Below are 17,149 nucleotides of genomic sequence, written 5' to 3'. Positions count from 1 at the left end.
TAGCGCATAATGAGTGACACATTCGATGCTATCAGCATGCTTAGCGCCGTTGCGGTATTAACCGGCTTAGGCCTGGGTTTTGGTGCCCTGCTGGGCGTGGTGAGCGAACGCTTCAAGCGGGAAGATAACCCGCTAGTGGAACAAATTGATGCCCTGCTGCCGCAAACTCAGTGCGGCCAGTGCGGCTACCCAGGCTGCCGCCCTTATGCCGAGGCGATTAACCAGGGCGATGCACTGAATAAATGCCCGCCAGGTGGCGAAACGACGATCCACGCCCTCGCTGATCTATTAGGCCGGGAGCCTGAGCCCCTGGACGGCGAAGCCCAAAGCGAAGCAAAAGTGGCGTTTATTCGTGAAGAGGAGTGCATCGGCTGTACCAAGTGCATTCAAGCCTGCCCGGTCGATGCGATTATTGGTGCGGCTAAGTTAATGCATACGGTGATTGAAGATGAGTGTACCGGCTGTGATCTGTGCCTTGACCCCTGCCCCGTGGATTGTATCGATATGCTGCCGCGCACGGCACCGCTCCACCAGTGGCAACCGGTTATAGCGCACTCCCCAGGGTTAATTGCCAGTGACCGCCAGCCTACCGTTGGGGGTGTTCATGTCGAACGCCTTTGATTTCCCCGGTGGGATTCACCCGCCCGAGCGCAAACAGCGATCGAATCAGGCCGCTCTGATCGACGCACCATTACCTGGCCGAGTGACGCTGCCGCTGCAACAGCACAGCGGCCAGCCCGCCACGCCCTGTGTCGCGCCGGGCGATACAGTCAAAGTAGGTAGCGTCATTGCCCAACGCGAAGGCATGATCTCCAGCAATCTGCACGCCAGTATTAGCGGCACGGTGAGCGAGGTAAGCGCTACCCAAATCATCATTGATAGCGATGGACAGGATGAGTGGCTCCGGCTACCCCGTCTCGACTGGCAACGCGTCGAACCCAATGCGCTACTTGAGCGCTTGAATGAAAGCGGAATCGTCGGACTCGGCGGTGCTGGTTTCCCTACCCATATTAAAGCGCGGGTAGTGGAACAGCATGACATTCATACCTTGGTGATCAACGCCGCCGAATGTGAGCCTTATATCACCGCCGACGATATCACGCTACGCCACTACGCTAACGACGTACTCGAAGGCGCCCAGATAATCGCCAAACTATGCGGTGCGCAGCATATCATTATTGGCATTGAAGATAACAAACCCGAGGCCATTGAAGCGCTGCGGCAGGCGATACAGAATAGTCAGCCGATCACCGTTGAGATAAAGGTGATTTCCACCCGCTACCCCAGCGGCGGCGAGCGTCAGCTCATTAAGCGACTGCTAGACCTTGATGTCCCCAGCGGCGGCTTACCCGCCGATGTGGGCGTGCTGTGCCATAATCCCGGCACCTTGCTGGCAGTACTTCATGCGGTGCGTGATGGTCAGCCGCTCGTGTCCAGGGTTATCACGCTAACGGGCGAAGCAATCAGCCAACCTGGCAATCGCTGGGTGCGACTAGGCACCTCCATCAAAGAACTACTGGAACAGGCGGGCCTCAATCAGCCCATGCTCAATCAAGTGATTCAGGGCGGCCCCATGATGGGAGCGCCACTGCTGACACTCGAGACGCCGGTTACCAAACTTACCAACTGTTTAATCGCCGCGACTATCGCTGAACTGCCCCCTGGGCCGGCGGAATCGCCCTGCATACGCTGCGGTGAGTGCGAAAGCGTTTGCCCGGTGTCGCTGCTACCCCAACAGCTGCACTGGTACGCCCGCGCCAAAGACGATGCCAAGATGGCGCACTATCATCTGTTCGACTGCATAGAGTGCGGCGCTTGCAGCTACGTCTGCCCCAGCCATATTCCGCTCGTCGTGGATTACCGCGAGGCTAAAAGCCGGATACGCCTGCAGCGAATTGAGGCAGCAAAAGCGGAGTACGCTAAACACCGCTTTGAGTTTCGCCAAGCGCGGCTCGCTCGGGAAGAGGCTGAAAAACAGGCACGCAAAGAGGCGCGCAAATCGCAACAGCGGCGCACGCCAACCAGCGCAGCTGCCAGCAGTGAAAAGGTCGATTTACGGGGTTTAAGAATTGCCCAAGCCGCTGCCAAGGCATCGGTTAAAAAAGCTGAAAGAACCCTGGCACGCGTTGCCCAGGAAGATCCCAAACACCCGTTAGACGATTTAGAAATGCAGCTTGACACTGCTCAGGAGAACCTGAAAGCAGCCGAATCTCAGCTTGCCCAGGCGAAGGAACAGCAAGCAGCTAATGCTCCCTCCCCAAGCGAGGAGTCATCATGAGCATGATGCACGCGTCAGACGTTAACGACGCCCCCGTGACGACTTTCGTGCCGCCCACAGCAAGCTTAATGCGCTGGGTGATCGTGGCGACGCTGCCAGGCCTCGCCACCATGAGCTACTTCTTTGGTCTGGGCGTACTCAGTAATGTATTAATAGCGGCGACGTTGGGTGTTGCGCTTGAAGCCGTGGTGCTGAGGCTCCGCAAACGGCCCATTCGCGTTACATTGAACGACGCCAGCGCCCTGCTCACTGCTATTTTACTCGGTGTTTCGCTGCCTCCCGCTAGTCCCTGGTGGTTGATCAGCGTCGGAATGATCGCCGCCATAGTGGTGGGCAAGCAGCTATACGGTGGCTTAGGACACAATCCTTTTAATCCCGCCATGATCGGTTATGCGCTGCTATTGGTGTCGTTTCCTACCTACATGACGCTTTGGGCGCCACCCCAAGAACTGCTACCTGAGGGTTTGTGGGCACAAATCACTGGAACGCTGCCTACGGCTCAGCTAGATGGCCTAAGTGGTGCCACACCGCTCGATGCCTTTAAACACAAAGGCGAGGCAGTGCTTGCCAGCGAATTCTGGGCAACTAACCCACTGCCCGATGGAACACTTAATGCCTGGCGATGGGTAGCCCTTGCTTGGTTAGCGGGTGGCATCCTTTTACTCGTAAAGCGAATTATTAGCTGGCACATCCCGGTGGCGATGCTTGGCAGCGTATTGCTACTTGCCACGCTGTTTTATCTCAGCGATCCAAGCCACTTTGCCTCACCGCTTTTTCACCTGCTAACCGGAGCGACGTTGTTTGGGGCATTCTTTATCGCCACGGACCCGGTCTCCGCCGCCACAAGCCGTCGCGGCAAACTACTTTATGGAGCCGGTATCGGCACCTTGGTTATCATTATTCGCACCTTTGGCGGTTACCCGGATGCAGTGGCGTTTGCGGTGTTGCTGATGAATCTATGCGTACCGCTGCTAGACCTGTACAGCATGCCACGCCCGCCGGGACAGCCAAAAAGCCCCCAGGGAGAGCAGCCATGACGCTCTTTCAAGCCATGCAGCGGGGCGCTCTCGCCTTGGGCACTTTTGCTCTGGTGACCGCAGGTAGCGTTGCCCTCACTCGTGCACTTACCGCCGAGCGAATAGCGACCCATCAGCTGTCTTACCAGCACCGTCAGCTTCAAGAAGTACTTCCCCAAACGCTGGGGAATATACCCGTTGCCCAGGTGATAGAAGGCACCTTTACACTTCCTAATCCCGAAGCACTAGGATTGAAAAGCGATAGCCAAGGCTGGTGGGTACGTGACAGCGAGCATAGTAACGGAGACAGTGCCGTCATTTTGCCGGTGGTCACAAGACAAGGCTATAACGGCGAAATTCGCCTACTGATCGGCATTGACGAACAGCAGCGCATTAGCGGTGTGCGCGTCACTCAACACCAGGAAACCCCTGGGCTAGGCGACGATATTGAGCGGAGCCGCAGCGACTGGATTACGCGTTTTAATGGCTTAGGGTTAGCGAGTTTGTCAACGGAGGACTGGGCGGTAGCTAAAGATGGCGGTCACTTTGATGCTTTTACCGGTGCAACGATAACGCCTCGCGCCGTGGTGAATGCCGTACATGAGGCGCTGCAATATGCCGCTGACACTCCGCTACCCATTACTTTCAAGGAGCCAGGCGCATGAGTCTCCATCCAATAAGCCAATGGCGCCAACTGGCCCGGGATGGGCTGTGGTCGAACAACCCAGCACTGGTTCAACTGCTGGGTCTCTGCCCGCTGCTAGCCGTTAGTGGCAGTGTGGTGAATGCGCTGGGCTTGGCGCTTGCCACACTGCTGGTAATGGTGAGCGCGAGCACCGCCATTTCAATGATTCGACACCAGGTACCCAGCGCGGTGCGCTTGCCCGCGTTCGTGATGGTGATTGCCGCCTTTGTGACCTGCGCTGAGCTGCTGATGGCTGCCTACGCCTACCCGCTCTACCAGGTGCTGGGGATTTTTATTCCGCTGATTGTCACCAACTGTGCCATTTTAGGCCGCGCGGATGCCTTTGCCTCCCGCCAGCCGGTCATTCCAGCGGCCATCGATGGCTTTATGATGGGGCTAGGATTTGGCGCCGTACTGGTGCTGCTGGGCGCCTTGCGCGAGCTACTCGGCCAAGGCACGCTATTTAGCGATATGGCGCTGCTGTTTGGACCTCAAGCCGCTAACTGGCAACTGACGATAGCCGACGATTATCAATTCCTATTTTTTGTGCTGCCACCTGGCGCTTTTTTTGTAGCAGGCATGTTAATCGCACTGAAAAATGTCATTGATCAGCGCAGCGAGGCACGTACCAAGCCGGTCACCGCTACGCCACGGCCCGAGCGGCGTGTGCGCGTCACCGGTACAATTAAATAGCTTGCAAGTTGCCCCAAGATAGATATGTAAACAGCTGTTCGTATTCATCGTTCGTATTGATTAAGAGACCCGCCATGAATGCCCTAAAGCGTCATGAAATTTTTGCTCGCCTTCAGGCAGAGAACCCGCACCCGACTACCGAGCTTAACTGGAGTTCACCGTTTGAGCTGCTAGCCGCCGTGCTGCTCTCCGCTCAAGCCACCGATGTGGGCGTCAATAAGGCCACGGCACGGCTCTACCCGGTAGCGAATACTCCCCAAGCGATCATTGATTTGGGTATCGACGATCTTAAAACGCACATCAAAACCATCGGCTTATACAACACCAAAGCCGAAAACCTGATGAAAACCTGCCATATGCTGGTCAATCTTCACGGCGGCGAAGTGCCTAACACTCGCCAAGCGTTAGAAGCCCTGCCAGGCGTGGGCCGCAAAACTGCCAATGTGATTCTCAATACGGCGTTTGGTCAGCCCACCATGGCAGTGGATACCCATATTTTCAGGGTATCTAATCGCACCGGCATCGCCAAAGGCAAAGATGTTGTGGAGGTGGAGCAAAAACTGCTGCGCCATGTGCCCAAAGCATTTCTGCAAGATGCTCATCACTGGCTGATTCTGCACGGTCGCTACACTTGCATTGCCCGCAAACCGCGCTGTGGTAGCTGCATTATTGAGGATCTGTGCGACTATAAAGACAAAACCGAAATCGCCTAGACGGAGTCCTCCATGCCTACCCCCGCCACGCTTCTGCATGATCAGCCCATCGAGCAGCGTATTGATGCGCTACTGGATCTGTCTCGGCAACACGCCGAGCATTTCTGTAGTCCAGGGGCATGGCTGGCGCGGCAACGTTATATGGCACAGCACCCGACATCTATCGTCGTCATGAAGTGCATGGATGGGCGCATTCATATTCCCCACGCCACGCGCACGCCGTTAGGGATCATTACTCCATTTCGTAACCTGGGCGGCATTTTTGATCTCGGCTGGCCCTACCTGGGGGAACTGCTGACCGAGACGGTAGTCGACGCCGCTCAGGCGGGGCGCAGCACGCTAATGCTGATCACCTACCACTTTTCCCGTGGCAACCAAGCCCGCGGCTGCGCCGGGTTTAATTGCGATACCCAAGCGGCGAAAGCGCACGCCTATGCCATTGCCGAACAGGCGGGCAAGCTATTTGGCCACGACCACCAACAGGTTTACCCGTTGGTGTGCGGCTTTGAAACCGACAGCGATGCGCTGGTGATTCATGGCCAAGACGACACCGCCCTTGATGTCAGCGAGTGGATTGGCCGGGCCCCTGAAGGACTAAGCAGTCAACTGAATGCCCTTTGCCCCAATATGCCACGTGACATGCAGCGCGATTTGTTGCCTCTGCTGGAAGGTAACCTTGCACACGTTAGCGAATTGCATGGCGTCGAGCGGGAGCTCGATATCGAGCACCGCGAATGGGTGATCTGCATCGGCCGGGGCTTCGATTTTCTGCACCTACCCAACACCGCCCTGATTATTGGCCCTTACGGGCCGGACTTAGCGGTGCCTATTGGCACGGCAGCCACCATCATTGACACCAATATGCGTGCCGGACGCATCCCAGATGATGGCTTTATGCTGCTGGCTTCAACCCCCTACCAGCACAGCGGCGTCGACCGCGCCCGCGCGGAGCTTAAATCACACTTTCTATCAGATTTTGCCGAGCAGGTGATTCGCCGTGAGCACCCGACGCTTGCGCAAAAGATGCGTCGCCACACCGCCGTGGTGCACTGGCCGACGCGGCGATTAGACCGGCTCGACTGATAGAAGCTGGCGGTAGGCCTCGCGCCAAGCAGGCCACTCCCAAACCGAAGTATCAAGGGGTACGGGACGCGCGACTGAATTTGTCAGCCAGGCATTGAGTCGCTCATACAGCCCTTCTCGGGTGCCGTCGTAGCGGTAGTCAGGTAGATATAAATCAGGGAAGCAAAGCCGATCCGGCACCAGGGGCAGCGCCCCGCGCTGAGCCGCTTCCATAATCGCCAAGCCCTGGAACTCATGCCAGGTAGTCGAAACCACAATGCCCGCGCTATCCAACAATTCGCGATACAACTCCTCGGGCTGAGGGCCCCAAGCCACAATATGCCTGGCTAATCGCTGCTCGGCCTCGTCAAAAATGGCCGGGGCCTGGCGAAAACGCTGGCCCAGCACTGCCAGCTCAAACGCCACTCCAGCATCGCTTAACGCGCACAGCACGGCAAAGAAGTCATCAGGATTTTTGTCATACTCCCAGCGGTGGTTCCAAACAATGCGCTGTGGCACTGTTTTTTGAACAGCCGTTTGCTGACGGGGTGTTGAACTCTCAGCAATGGGTACTGGTAAAACCTGAGACCGCTCGCGCAGCGCTTCCAGTGGCTTTGCCGCAGGCAGGTTTTCCGGCATTTTTTTCAAAAACGCTCGTGCACCATCAATAAAGGAGTCCCGATTATAGGCACTGTTAAATACCACGCTATCCGCCGCTAACGCCGTGTATAGATTAACCATTTTGGCCTCTACTTGGGGTATCTGATCGCTAGACTCGGGATAGGCAAACTGGTTTTCGTGAAAATAGACGATCTTTTTGGCTCGGCCAAGATGCGGAAACAGGCCTATTAGCGTCGCAAGATCCACCATTGAAGTAACAAGCACCACCTCATACGACTGGCTAAGAGTATCGTGCTCTTTCAACATCCAGCTCAGTGGGTTGCCGCGAATGCGCCAGGCAAAATGACGTGGCGGCAGGCTCAGCAACGTCCACGATACTTCCTCAAGCTGCGCCATTAAACTTTGCGCCCAATAGCGATGACTCACCGCTTCGTAGGCGGATAACAGTAGTACGCGCATCGACAGCCTTAGCAGCAGATCAGTAGTAAGCCATAACACTTTAAGACATAGCCCGTTAAGCCATGGCACAGAGCTAAACAGTGTACCAAACCAAGCGCATTTGCTCGCTGCTAGCGGTTTGATTGCCGGTGCATTCGGCCAAGGTCGTCTTGGCTGACTGTCTCGATCTATCTAGACTGCAAGCATGCATCGTTAAAACAAATAAAAGCTGGAGAACACCATGGCCAAAGTGCTCGTCGTCGATGACGAACCCAACATTGTTCTATCGCTTGAGTTCTTGATGGAGCAAGCAGGGTTTGAGGTAGTGACTGCCGAAGATGGTGAACAGGCGTTAGCACGTGTTAACGATAGCCAGCCCGATTTACTCTTGCTCGATATCAGCCTGCCTGGGATTAGCGGTTTTGACGTTTTAGAGCGTCTGCGCAACGAAGAAGCCACCGCCCAACTACCAATTATTATGCTCACCGCTCACGGCCGCGATGTTGAGCGTGAAAAAGGCATGGCGCTGGGCGCTGATGACTACATTACCAAGCCTTTTTCCACCCAATCCTTGGTGGAAAAAGTCAAAGCGCTACTCATTAAGGAGCAGCCATGACCCGTGGTGGGCTGCCCAAACGCCAGCGCCTGATTGGCCTATGGCTCTCGCTAAGCGGCATCAGCCTATTGGGTGGGGCTATCTTTGCCGCCTGGTTGGATGCTCAGCTCGCACCCACGGGCGTAACACGAATGGCGCTATGGCTAGGCAGTTTTTCCGGCGGCACGACCCTATTTTTGGTGGGTTTAGTGCTTGAACGCATGCTGTTTACACCCCTACGCCATTTACAGGTGCAGTTAGCGCGCCTGGTTGCCAATCCCGACGCCCGAGACGAACACCCACCCGAGGGTTGGCTAAAAGGGTTGGGGCCAGATTTACGCCGTGTGCGCGAAAGCTGGCGCGAAGATCGCAGCCGCCTCGCTACCGCCCACGCCGACGGCGCCCGCAGCGCGGCACGCATTCGCCAGGAGCTGGAAACACTGCTGCAAGTACTCGAAACACCGTTGCTGCTATGTGACCACCACCGACGTGTGATGCTATTTAACCAAGCCGCAGAAGACTTTTTTGTCGGCAATACCGGATTAGGCTTAGGTAAACGTCTTGAAGCGCTGCTTCCGGTTGCTAGCTTACAGCAAGCACTCAGCCAACTGCCTAACGACGGTTCCCCGCGAGAGTTACTCGCCCCCTGCGATAACCGGTGGCTAAAAGTTATTCTGCGTCGCGTGCCGGGCAGCGATGGTGAAACATTGCTGACGTTTGGTGATGCAACGGCGTCGTGGTCGAGTGAAATGGGCGTAAGAGCCGAATTGGCCGATATGCTGACACCGCTGCGCCAGCATACCGCCAGCCTGACCAGTGCCGCCGATGCGCTGATACAACTGCGCCATCAAAACGACGCCAGCACGTCATTGCTGCGTCAACGGTTTGAGCGCGTCATTCATGAGGAAGGCGTCACGTTAGGCGACAACGTGGCTAAAATCGGCCAACTGCTCGACGACATGCAGCATCAGGGCGAGCGCTTAACGCCGATGTGGTCGAACGATTTCTGGCAAGCCCTGGATGAACGCCTAGATCCAGAACATCGTTTGATTGTCCCAGTCGGCATGCCCGCTTGGTTTAAAGGCGATGCCCCCGCCCTGATTGCGCTGTTCGACTCATTAGTGAAGCACCTGAACATCCACCTTCCCGAGAGCGGCTTTGAAGGCGAGATATGCCTAGGTAATAAGCGTGTCTATTTAGATCTTATTTGGCGCGGAAAATCGATTCCCGAACATGAATTGGCCGAGTGGCGCCAGCAACCGCTCAACTCGCTGCCTCTAACGCCCAGCGTTGCCGATGTACTGCGCCAACACGCCAGCGACATCTGGTGCCTGGCCGACGATGATGGTGTGCATGCCCGCCTGCGCCTTCCACTCCCTGCCGTTGAACGCGTTGGAGCCCCGCGTGAAACGGCACCACCGCGCCCCGAGTTTCATGATTTTGGCATTGCCGACCTCCCGCCGCCGGATGAAGCGCTTGCTAGTCGTTCCTTACGCAGCTTGGAGGTCGTGGCGTTTGATACCGAAACCACCGGCCTTGAGCTGCGCCGAGGCGATACGGTGATCAGTCTTGGTGCCTGTCGCGTGGTCAACGCGCGGCTATTGGCAAGCGAGGCTTTCGATCAAAAAGTCGATCCTCAGCGACCTATTCCTGCTGCCAGCACGGCCATTCACGGCCTCACCGATGCCGATGTCATTGGCGCACCACCACTGGATATCGTGCTTACCCGCTTTCGTGACTTTGTAGGAGAAGCCGTCTTGCTGGCCCATAACGCCGCATTTGATCTGCTCGCCATCAGTCACAAAGGGGTCGCTTTTGATATCCCTGTCATCGATACATTGCTGATTTCACGGGCGCTGGACGAAGCCTTGGACGGGCATGACCTGGATAGCCTTGCCCAGCGCTACGATCTGGCATTCCCTCCCGGCACCCGCCACACTGCATTAGGCGATGCTCGAGTGACCGCAGAACTCTGGCTAGCCCTGCTGCCACGCTTAGAGGCCCGCGGCGTCGATACCCTGGAACAGTTGTTAACACTACAAGCCAATGCTTTTGACCGACAGGATGCGAGTGCCTTATGAAAAGCTTAGTCTTATGAAAAATTTCGCCTCATGAAAAAGACAGGTACTAAATCGCGACAAACCGAACGCTTAATGGCCCTGGTAGCGGTCGCCTTACTGCTGTTCTGCCCACCACTGATTATCGTGGTAGACCGCCTTCCCTCCTTTAACGTCGGCTGGTTACCGCTCTATCTGTTTTGCGCTTGGGCAGTCGTTATCGGTTTGACGGCCTGGCTAATGGAACACCGTGCGGATCGCTGATGATGCGCACTGACGCCGTCATCCTGGGCACTGCCTTTGGCTATTTAGCACTGCTGTTTGTGGTCGCGGCCTGGGGCGACCGGCGGGCCGAGCAAGGGCGATCGCTGATCGGCTCACCAACGGTATATGCCCTCTCCATTGCCGTTTACTGCACTGCCTGGACCTTCTACGGCAGCGTGGGACGTGCCGCGGAGTATGGCCCCAGCTTTTTACTCATCTATCTTGGCCCTACCCTCGCCATGCTGCTGGCACCTTTCGTGGTCCGCAAGATGGTTCGCATCGCAGCCCGCCAGCGCATTACTTCAATTGCCGATTTTATCAGTGCCCGCTACGGCAAAAGTACCAGCTTGGGGGCACTGGTGGCCTTAATGGCCCTGATCAGTATCACGCCTTATATTGCCCTGCAGTTAAAGGCCATTACCGTTAGCCATGCGGTACTCATTAACTACCCACAAGCGGCCGACACGACGCTGGTGGATGAACACTTTTGGATGGATAAGTCTCTGTGGGTCGCGCTGGTGCTGGCAGTGTTTATTATTCTCTTTGGCACCCGCCACTTGGATGCCAGCGAACGCCACGAGGGCATGGTGGCCGCCATCGCGTTGGAATCCCTGGTGAAGCTGATCGCCTTTATGGCCGTCGGTGTGTTCGTGGTCTTTGTGATGTTTGAAGGCCCCGCGGCGCTGTTTGCGCAGGTAGCAGCCACGCCAGCGCTGGTCGATAGCATGCGGTTAGACAGCGTTCCTGGCGGCGTCACGGGTTGGGTGGGCATGCTGGTGCTCGCCTTCCTGGCCTTTTTAACGCTTCCCCGCCAGTTTCAGGTGCTGGTAGTTGAGAACGTCGATGAACAGCATTTAGCGAGAGCAAGCTGGTTATTTCCCCTCTATATGCTGTTGATCAACCTGTTCGTGATCCCTATCGCCTTGGCAGGCCTGCTGCTGGGTGCGAGCGCAGGTGACCCGGATAGCTTTGTTCTGACGCTCCCGCTTTCAGCAGGTCTAGAAGGACTGCCGCTACTGGTCTTTATCGGGGGGCTTTCAGCAGCAACCGGTATGGTGATTGTCGAGACAATCGCCCTCTCCACAATGGTCAGCAACCAGTTGGTGATGCCACTGCTGCTGCGCTCACGGCGCTTGCACTTAAGTACCAAAGGCGAGCTTGCCGGTTGGCTACTGGGAATTCGCCGGGTCGCTATCGTGCTTATTCTACTGCTGGGTTATCTCTACCATGCGCTCATTGGCGACTCATACAGTCTGGTCACCATCGGACTGGTCTCTTTTGCAGGTGCGGCACAGTTTGCACCGGCGTTATTGATAGGCCTTTACTGGCGTGGTGCGACTCGCCAGGGCGCCACGGCAGGCTTAATCGCCGGCTTCTTGGTGTGGTGCTATACGCTACTGTTGCCGGGCTTTGCCCAGTCGGGCTGGTTGGATACCGCACTACTTACAAACGGGCCATGGGGAATCGGCTGGTTGAAACCCTATGCGCTGTTTGGACTCGAAAATTGGGATATTTACACTCACTCGCTGCTCTGGAGCATGCTGGTCAACGTCGGGTTGCTGATCGGTGTTTCGCTGTTTACCCGCCCAACGCCCCTGGAGCAAACCCAGGCGGCGCTATTCACCGAAGCCATGCACCCTAATTTGCAAACAACATCGCTCTCGACGTCATTATGGCGCGGGCAAACCACCCAAGGGGCGCTTAAAGAGCTTTTGGTTCGCTATCTGGGGGCTCACACTACTCGACGGGTGTTCAGTCATGGCAGTACCAAAGACGCATTTGTAGCAGACGAGCCCGCTGCCGCTGAGTTGATTACACGTGCAGAGCAGGCATTGGCGGGGGCTCTGGGCAGCTCTTCAGCGCGGGTGTTGATCAACTCAGTGGTTCGCGGCGAGGCGCTGGATATTGAGTCGATCCTTAGTATTCTGGATACCACCTCGCAAACCCTTGAGTACAACCGCCGCTTAGAGCAGAAATCCCAAGAGCTCGTCCAAATCGGCGAAGAGTTACGCAGCGCTAATGAACGACTGCGGGAGCTGGATCGTTTAAAAGATGAGTTTGTCGCCATGGTCAGTCATGAACTCCGCACGCCGCTTACCTCCATCCGCGCCTTTGCTGAAATTTTGCGCGATAGTGGCCAACTGCCCGATGAAAAACGCCAGCATTTTCTGGGTGTCATCGTTCTCGAAAGTCAACGGCTCTCACGCTTAATCGAAGAAATACTAGACCTTGCCCGCCTGGAAAGTGGCCGTTTAACGCTTAACCCGGTGCCACTGGATCTTGCCGCTCTTATCCGGCACAGCATTGACGCCATTGCGCATTTGCACCAAGAGCGTGGTATCCAGCTAGAGGTTCATGTAGAAGCAGAACCAGCGATGGTGGTTGGCGACCATGATCGTTTAGAACAGGTGATTATTAACCTGCTTGATAACGCTAGTAAGTTTGCCGATCGACACCAGCCTAAAGTACGCCTGTCGCTCTATCGCCATCGCCGCCATTTCCGTTTAAGCGTGGAAGATAACGGGACCGGTATTAGCGCGGATGAACGTGAACGGGTGTTTGAAAAATTCCATCAGATACAGCAGGACGACGATACTCCAAGAGGACGCCCCAGAGGGAGTGGCTTGGGACTTCCCATTAGCCGTGGAATTATCGCTCATCTGGGTGGACGACTCTGGGTTGAGGATGCCAAAACGCTTGGCGGTGCCTGTTTAACACTGGAGCTACCTGCGGCGCCGAATGGCACCCACGCTTGATACTATTCCGCCAAGAACTTTCCGCCAAGAACTTATCGCTAACCACTTTTGGCGCGCTGAACAAACGATCTAATCTGCTGCAGATCAAATTTTAACAGCAGGCGCTGGTCTTCACGCAGGCGGCGAAGATCCACCCAGCCGTCTGCGGCTTGGCCACGAGTTCTGTTGTAACGCTGCTGATCCAAGAGGCGATGCTGTAGACGCTCAAAAGCGGCTATAAGCAACGCCGATTCAGCCGACGTTAGCGCATCCACCTTATGACCATCTTCCGTATGACTGAGCGCGATCAATCGCTCTCGGGTGGCTATGTGGCGCAGCCCGTAACGCAGGCAGAACAAACGCGCAGCGCTAATCAAAGGCAATAAGCCCTGAAGCTTCAGATTAATGGCTTGCTCATGAGGAGCCTCAAGGTGCGGGCTCGAGGCGAGCTGCCCAAAGCGGTTCAAAGCTACCGGCAGCTCATTCAGCAGCGCCGCCATTTCATCCATATAAAGCGCTGCGTTAGGGAGTATCGCAGCGATGCTATCTCCCAGTTGCGCGGCAAGTCCTGAATTGCCAGCGATGGGGGAAAAATCGAGCAAGATATTGGTCTGCTGAACACGCTTCACCCGGCGGTCAGCGCTCCAGATTTCCAGCTGTGCTTGCCATTCACTTATCCGCTTGCGCCACATTGGCCAGCGGGCCATCACATGGCCTCGGCAAAGGGGAATGCCGGCTTCATCCAGATGTTGAGTAAACCGCTCGCCTAGGGCTTGAAAGTAGCCGTCAATCTCAACGTGCCGATGATCGGGATAATCATCGATAATCAGTGCATTATCTTGATCAGGGCCTAGCAGGCTTTCATAGCGGGCCGCCGAACCTAGCATCAACACGCAGTAATCGACCGGTGGCGTGCCCCACCCTTGCGCCTGCATCTCTTCAAGCGACTGGGCAATAGCGCGCCGGTATAGCCAAGCATTATGATCACTAATGATCTGGCTGATACGCCAAGCGGGTAAATCGTAATGTGCTAGCGTTTCAACCAAGGAGGGTTGCCAAGCATAAGCGTCGGCAATGGAAGACTGAGGTGAAGAGGTTTTTGAGAAAAGATGCTGGAGCGGCGCGTCGAGCGCCATGGTGTTTAAATGTCCATGCTCGTTGAATAAGGAGCGCCAGGGCGAGGCTTGGTGTACTACTCGCATACGCCTCTCCTTTACGAACGTTTGTGTCGGCGTTACTTTTATCTCGGTTTTATTAGGCGCTGTCGCCAGCACGACGTGGGTCAGGCTCGAACATTGCCTCCCCTACTTCATCAATATAGCGCTGCGCTTTAGTGACCATCATGGCATCACACGCTTCGCGTCCAGGCAGCATATCGGAACGCTCAAAACGGTGTTCAAGGGTTTCACCGCTGGCATCGGCCTTACGAATCCAACCACTTACACGGTATTGGCCGCTTTGATCGTCCGGCTGAGATACGATCTCATAACCTTTGTACTCCACGGCATCAGCCGCTTTGGTGGTAGCGCCTGGCGCAGACTGACGATCACTACCAAAGAGGCCAGATAATAATTTTTTTAACATAGTGGCTCCTTAACATGCCGGGCGGCAGCTATTAGCTGCCGCCCTGACAAGATATACGCTTTTATAATTAACTAGGTTTTACTAGCTTTGCTTACGGCCTTTGCCAGCGGCAATACGCAGGCGAAGAGCATTCAGCTTAATAAAGCCTTCGGCATCTTTCTGGTTGTAAGCGCCCGCATCATCTTCAAATGTCGCAATTGACTCATCAAATAGCGATTCATCAGACTTGCGGCCAACCACGGTAGCATTGCCTTTATAGAGCTTCATACGTACGACACCCGATACATTCTTTTGGGTCTCGTCAATGGCCGCTTGCAGCATGCGTCGCTCTGGGCTCCACCAGTAACCGTTGTAGATCACTTCCGCGTATTTCGGCATCAGCTGATCTTTCAGGTGGGCTTCTTCGCGGTCTAGGGTTAGCGACTCAATCGCGCGGTGAGCGCGCAGCATAATAGTGCCGCCAGGTGTTTCATAGCAGCCACGTGATTTCATGCCCACGTAGCGGTTTTCAACGATATCCAAGCGGCCGATACCGTTGTCGCCTCCTAGTTTATTGAGCTTTTCAAGCACTTCGTGGGCTTTTAACGGCTCGCCGTCGATGGCCACGATGTCACCCTTTTCATACGTCAGTTCAACGTAGGTAGGGGTATCGGGTGCGGCTTCAGGAGACACGCTCCAACGCCACATGTCGTCTTCGGCTTCGGCCCAAGGATCTTCCAAAATACCGCCCTCATAAGAGATATGCAGTAAGTTGGCATCCATTGAGTACGGCGATTTTTTCTTTTTATTGGCAAAATCGACCGGAATGTTGTGCTCTTCGCAGTACGCCATTAGCTTTTCGCGGGAGGTTAAGTCCCACTCACGCCACGGGGCAATGACTTTCACGCCGGGCTTAAGGGCGTAGCCGCCAAGTTCGAAACGCACCTGGTCGTTACCTTTACCCGTAGCACCGTGAGAAATAGCGTCGGCGCCGGTTTCATTGGCAATTTCGATCAAGCGCTTGGCGATCAGGGGCCGAGCGATAGAGGTACCCAGCAGGTACTCACCTTCATAAACCGTGTTAGCGCGGAACATGGGATAAACGTAGTCACGCACAAACTCTTCGCGCAGGTCTTCGATGTAAATTTCTTTTACACCAAGGGCTTGCGCCTTGGTACGTGCTGGCTCGACCTCTTCGCCCTGACCGATGTCGGCAGTAAAGGTCACTACCTCGCAGTTGTAAGTTTCTTGCAACCACTTAACGATGACGGATGTGTCCAGGCCGCCTGAATATGCCAGCACAACCTTTTTGACATCGGACATTCTTTGCTCCTCATTGACCATAAGAAATTGATAAAAACAAAACCACGCTAGCCATTAACACTTGGCTGATGCGAGAGCTCTTTGCGACCGACCGTTGAGATAGATCTTTGAGACAGACGTTAAGTATAGCGTTCTCAATGCTCAGCGAATACCGTCAACGACGCCTGGGGGCTAAAGCTGCTAGAATCACTCCATTCAAAGCGGCGGCTTGCCGCTAATGTCGAATGATTACTCGCTTGAAGACTATTACTCGCTTGAACATAAGGAGAGCTGCATGAGCGAGGCAATTGCCCGCGAATTAATGGCCCAACGTTTTCGCAGTTACCTGCCGGTGGTCGTTGATTTAGAAACCGGGGGATTTAATGCCCAAGGTGATGCCGTACTTGAGATTGCTGCCGTTACGCTGACCATGGATCCGGAAGGCAACCTGCTGCCTGATGCCACCTATGCTTACCACATTCACCCCTTTGAAGGGGCGAATGTTGAGCAGTCGGCACTCGATTTTACCGGCATTAACCTGGATGACCCGTTGCGCAGCCAAGTCGCGCTTAGCGAAGCTGAAGCACTCAATGAAATTTTTCGTCCTATACGGAAGTCAATCAAAGCTCACGATTGCACTCGCGCTATTTTAGTCGGTCATAATGCGGCGTTCGATCAAGGCTTCTTGAACGCGGCGGTGAATCGCTGCGGCATTAAACGCAATCCATTTCACCCGTTTTCTAGCTTTGATACCGCCACTCTGGCTGGCTTGATATATGGGCAAACCGTGCTTGCCCGCGCCTGCCGTGCTGCTGGCATTGAGTTTGATAATAAAGCTGCCCACTCCGCCCGTTACGATACTGAGCGAACTGCTGAGCTATTTTGCTCCATGGTGAATCGCTATAAAGATTTGGGCGGCTGGCAGCTTGCCCAGCGAGAGCAAGAGATGGATAGCACAGATTAGAACTTGGCATCCGCCGCCTAGCCGTTGATGCATAGAGGCAGCAATGCAGAGCGCCGCTAATGCAGAAAATCAGGCTTTACGCTAAACTTTGCCGCATTACTGCAATGTGATTTACCACCGACAATGCCGGTTAGCGCGTGTTTGGCGGTGATAAAACGATATC

At 55.3% G+C, this 17,149-nt stretch carries 16 protein-coding genes; 12 read left to right on the top strand and 4 right to left on the bottom strand.

Translation table 11 applies throughout. The features are described 5' to 3' along the window. The first annotated feature begins 9 nt into the window (after window positions 1-9). The 7 genes from rsxB (at window position 10) to Q3Y66_RS08795 (ending at window position 6,468) form a co-directional block, all read left to right on the top strand. On the top strand, window positions 10-621 hold the full coding sequence (rsxB, locus tag Q3Y66_RS08825; RefSeq protein WP_008957315.1) for an electron transport complex subunit RsxB: 612 nt from the start codon (window positions 10-12) through the stop codon (window positions 619-621). Then, window positions 605-2,278, top strand: a complete 1,674-nt coding sequence (gene rsxC / locus Q3Y66_RS08820; protein ID WP_008957314.1) for an electron transport complex subunit RsxC — start codon at window positions 605-607, stop codon at window positions 2,276-2,278. Before rsxB ends, rsxC begins: the two co-directional genes overlap by 17 nt. Next, window positions 2,275-3,315 (top strand): RnfABCDGE type electron transport complex subunit D, encoded by a 1,041-nt coding sequence (locus tag Q3Y66_RS08815; protein WP_008957313.1) that lies wholly within the window; start codon window positions 2,275-2,277, stop codon window positions 3,313-3,315. Before rsxC ends, Q3Y66_RS08815 begins: the two co-directional genes overlap by 4 nt. Then, window positions 3,312-3,959, top strand: a complete 648-nt coding sequence (rsxG, locus tag Q3Y66_RS08810; RefSeq protein ID WP_008957312.1) for an electron transport complex subunit RsxG — start codon at window positions 3,312-3,314, stop codon at window positions 3,957-3,959. Before Q3Y66_RS08815 ends, rsxG begins: the two co-directional genes overlap by 4 nt. A gap of 11 nt (window positions 3,960-3,970) precedes the next feature. Then, a complete protein-coding gene (locus Q3Y66_RS08805; protein WP_035586605.1) occupies window positions 3,971-4,672 on the top strand; it encodes an electron transport complex subunit E in 702 nt (233 codons plus the stop codon). 74 nt (window positions 4,673-4,746) lie between these two features. After that, window positions 4,747-5,385, top strand: coding sequence for an endonuclease III (gene nth, locus Q3Y66_RS08800; protein ID WP_008957310.1), 639 nt, complete (start codon window positions 4,747-4,749; stop codon window positions 5,383-5,385). A 12-nt stretch (window positions 5,386-5,397) separates the two neighbouring features. Next, a complete protein-coding gene (locus Q3Y66_RS08795; RefSeq protein ID WP_008957309.1) occupies window positions 5,398-6,468 on the top strand; it encodes a carboxysome shell carbonic anhydrase domain-containg protein in 1,071 nt (356 codons plus the stop codon). On the opposite strand, the gene Q3Y66_RS08790 is transcribed toward Q3Y66_RS08795, so the two are convergent. Next, a complete protein-coding gene (locus Q3Y66_RS08790; protein WP_008957308.1) occupies window positions 6,451-7,527 on the bottom strand; it encodes a DUF3524 domain-containing protein in 1,077 nt (358 codons plus the stop codon). The genes Q3Y66_RS08795 and Q3Y66_RS08790 overlap by 18 nt on opposite strands. 220 nt (window positions 7,528-7,747) lie before the next feature. Here Q3Y66_RS08790 and Q3Y66_RS08785 point away from each other — a divergent pair, with 220 nt between their 5' ends. Genes Q3Y66_RS08785 through Q3Y66_RS08770 form a run of 4 tightly spaced genes read left to right on the top strand, consistent with a single transcriptional unit; the run spans window position 7,748 to window position 13,178 of the window. After that, window positions 7,748-8,122, top strand: a complete 375-nt coding sequence (locus Q3Y66_RS08785) for a response regulator transcription factor (RefSeq protein WP_008957307.1) — start codon at window positions 7,748-7,750, stop codon at window positions 8,120-8,122. Continuing rightward, entirely contained in the window at window positions 8,119-10,182 is a 2,064-nt protein-coding gene (locus tag Q3Y66_RS08780) for a 3'-5' exonuclease (protein WP_008957306.1), read from the top strand. The genes Q3Y66_RS08785 and Q3Y66_RS08780 overlap by 4 nt, the downstream gene beginning before the upstream one ends. 30 nt (window positions 10,183-10,212) lie before the next feature. Beyond that, on the top strand, window positions 10,213-10,422 hold the full coding sequence (locus Q3Y66_RS08775) for a hypothetical protein (RefSeq protein WP_008957305.1): 210 nt from the start codon (window positions 10,213-10,215) through the stop codon (window positions 10,420-10,422). Window positions 10,423-10,424: 2 nt separating this feature from the next. Next, on the top strand, window positions 10,425-13,178 hold the full coding sequence (locus Q3Y66_RS08770; protein ID WP_035586602.1) for a sensor histidine kinase: 2,754 nt from the start codon (window positions 10,425-10,427) through the stop codon (window positions 13,176-13,178). Between the two features lie 38 nt (window positions 13,179-13,216). Here the strand turns inward: Q3Y66_RS08770 and Q3Y66_RS08765 are convergent, their stop codons facing one another. From Q3Y66_RS08765 to Q3Y66_RS08755, 3 genes are all read right to left on the bottom strand, one after another. Beyond that, the gene (locus Q3Y66_RS08765) at window positions 13,217-14,359 is read right to left on the bottom strand and encodes a DUF294 nucleotidyltransferase-like domain-containing protein (RefSeq protein WP_008957303.1); all 1,143 of its coding nucleotides are present in this window, start codon (window positions 14,357-14,359) and stop codon (window positions 13,217-13,219) included. Between the two features lie 52 nt (window positions 14,360-14,411). Further along, on the bottom strand, window positions 14,412-14,741 hold the full coding sequence (locus tag Q3Y66_RS08760) for an HlyU family transcriptional regulator (RefSeq protein ID WP_008957302.1): 330 nt from the start codon (window positions 14,739-14,741) through the stop codon (window positions 14,412-14,414). Window positions 14,742-14,822: 81 nt separating this feature from the next. Next, entirely contained in the window at window positions 14,823-16,043 is a 1,221-nt protein-coding gene (locus Q3Y66_RS08755) for an argininosuccinate synthase (RefSeq protein WP_008957301.1), read from the bottom strand. A gap of 274 nt (window positions 16,044-16,317) precedes the next feature. Here Q3Y66_RS08755 and rnt point away from each other — a divergent pair, with 274 nt between their 5' ends. Continuing rightward, window positions 16,318-16,986: a ribonuclease T gene (gene rnt / locus Q3Y66_RS08750; RefSeq protein WP_008957300.1), complete on the top strand. Its 669-nt coding sequence runs from the start codon at window positions 16,318-16,320 to the stop codon at window positions 16,984-16,986. Window positions 16,987-17,149: the final 163 nt, after the last annotated feature.

Source organism: Halomonas sp. HAL1, assembly GCF_030544485.1.
GTDB lineage: Bacteria > Pseudomonadota > Gammaproteobacteria > Pseudomonadales > Halomonadaceae > Vreelandella > Vreelandella arctica.
The sequence above is the reverse complement of the archived record's forward strand: the minus strand, read 5'-3'. Positions and strand labels throughout refer to the sequence as shown.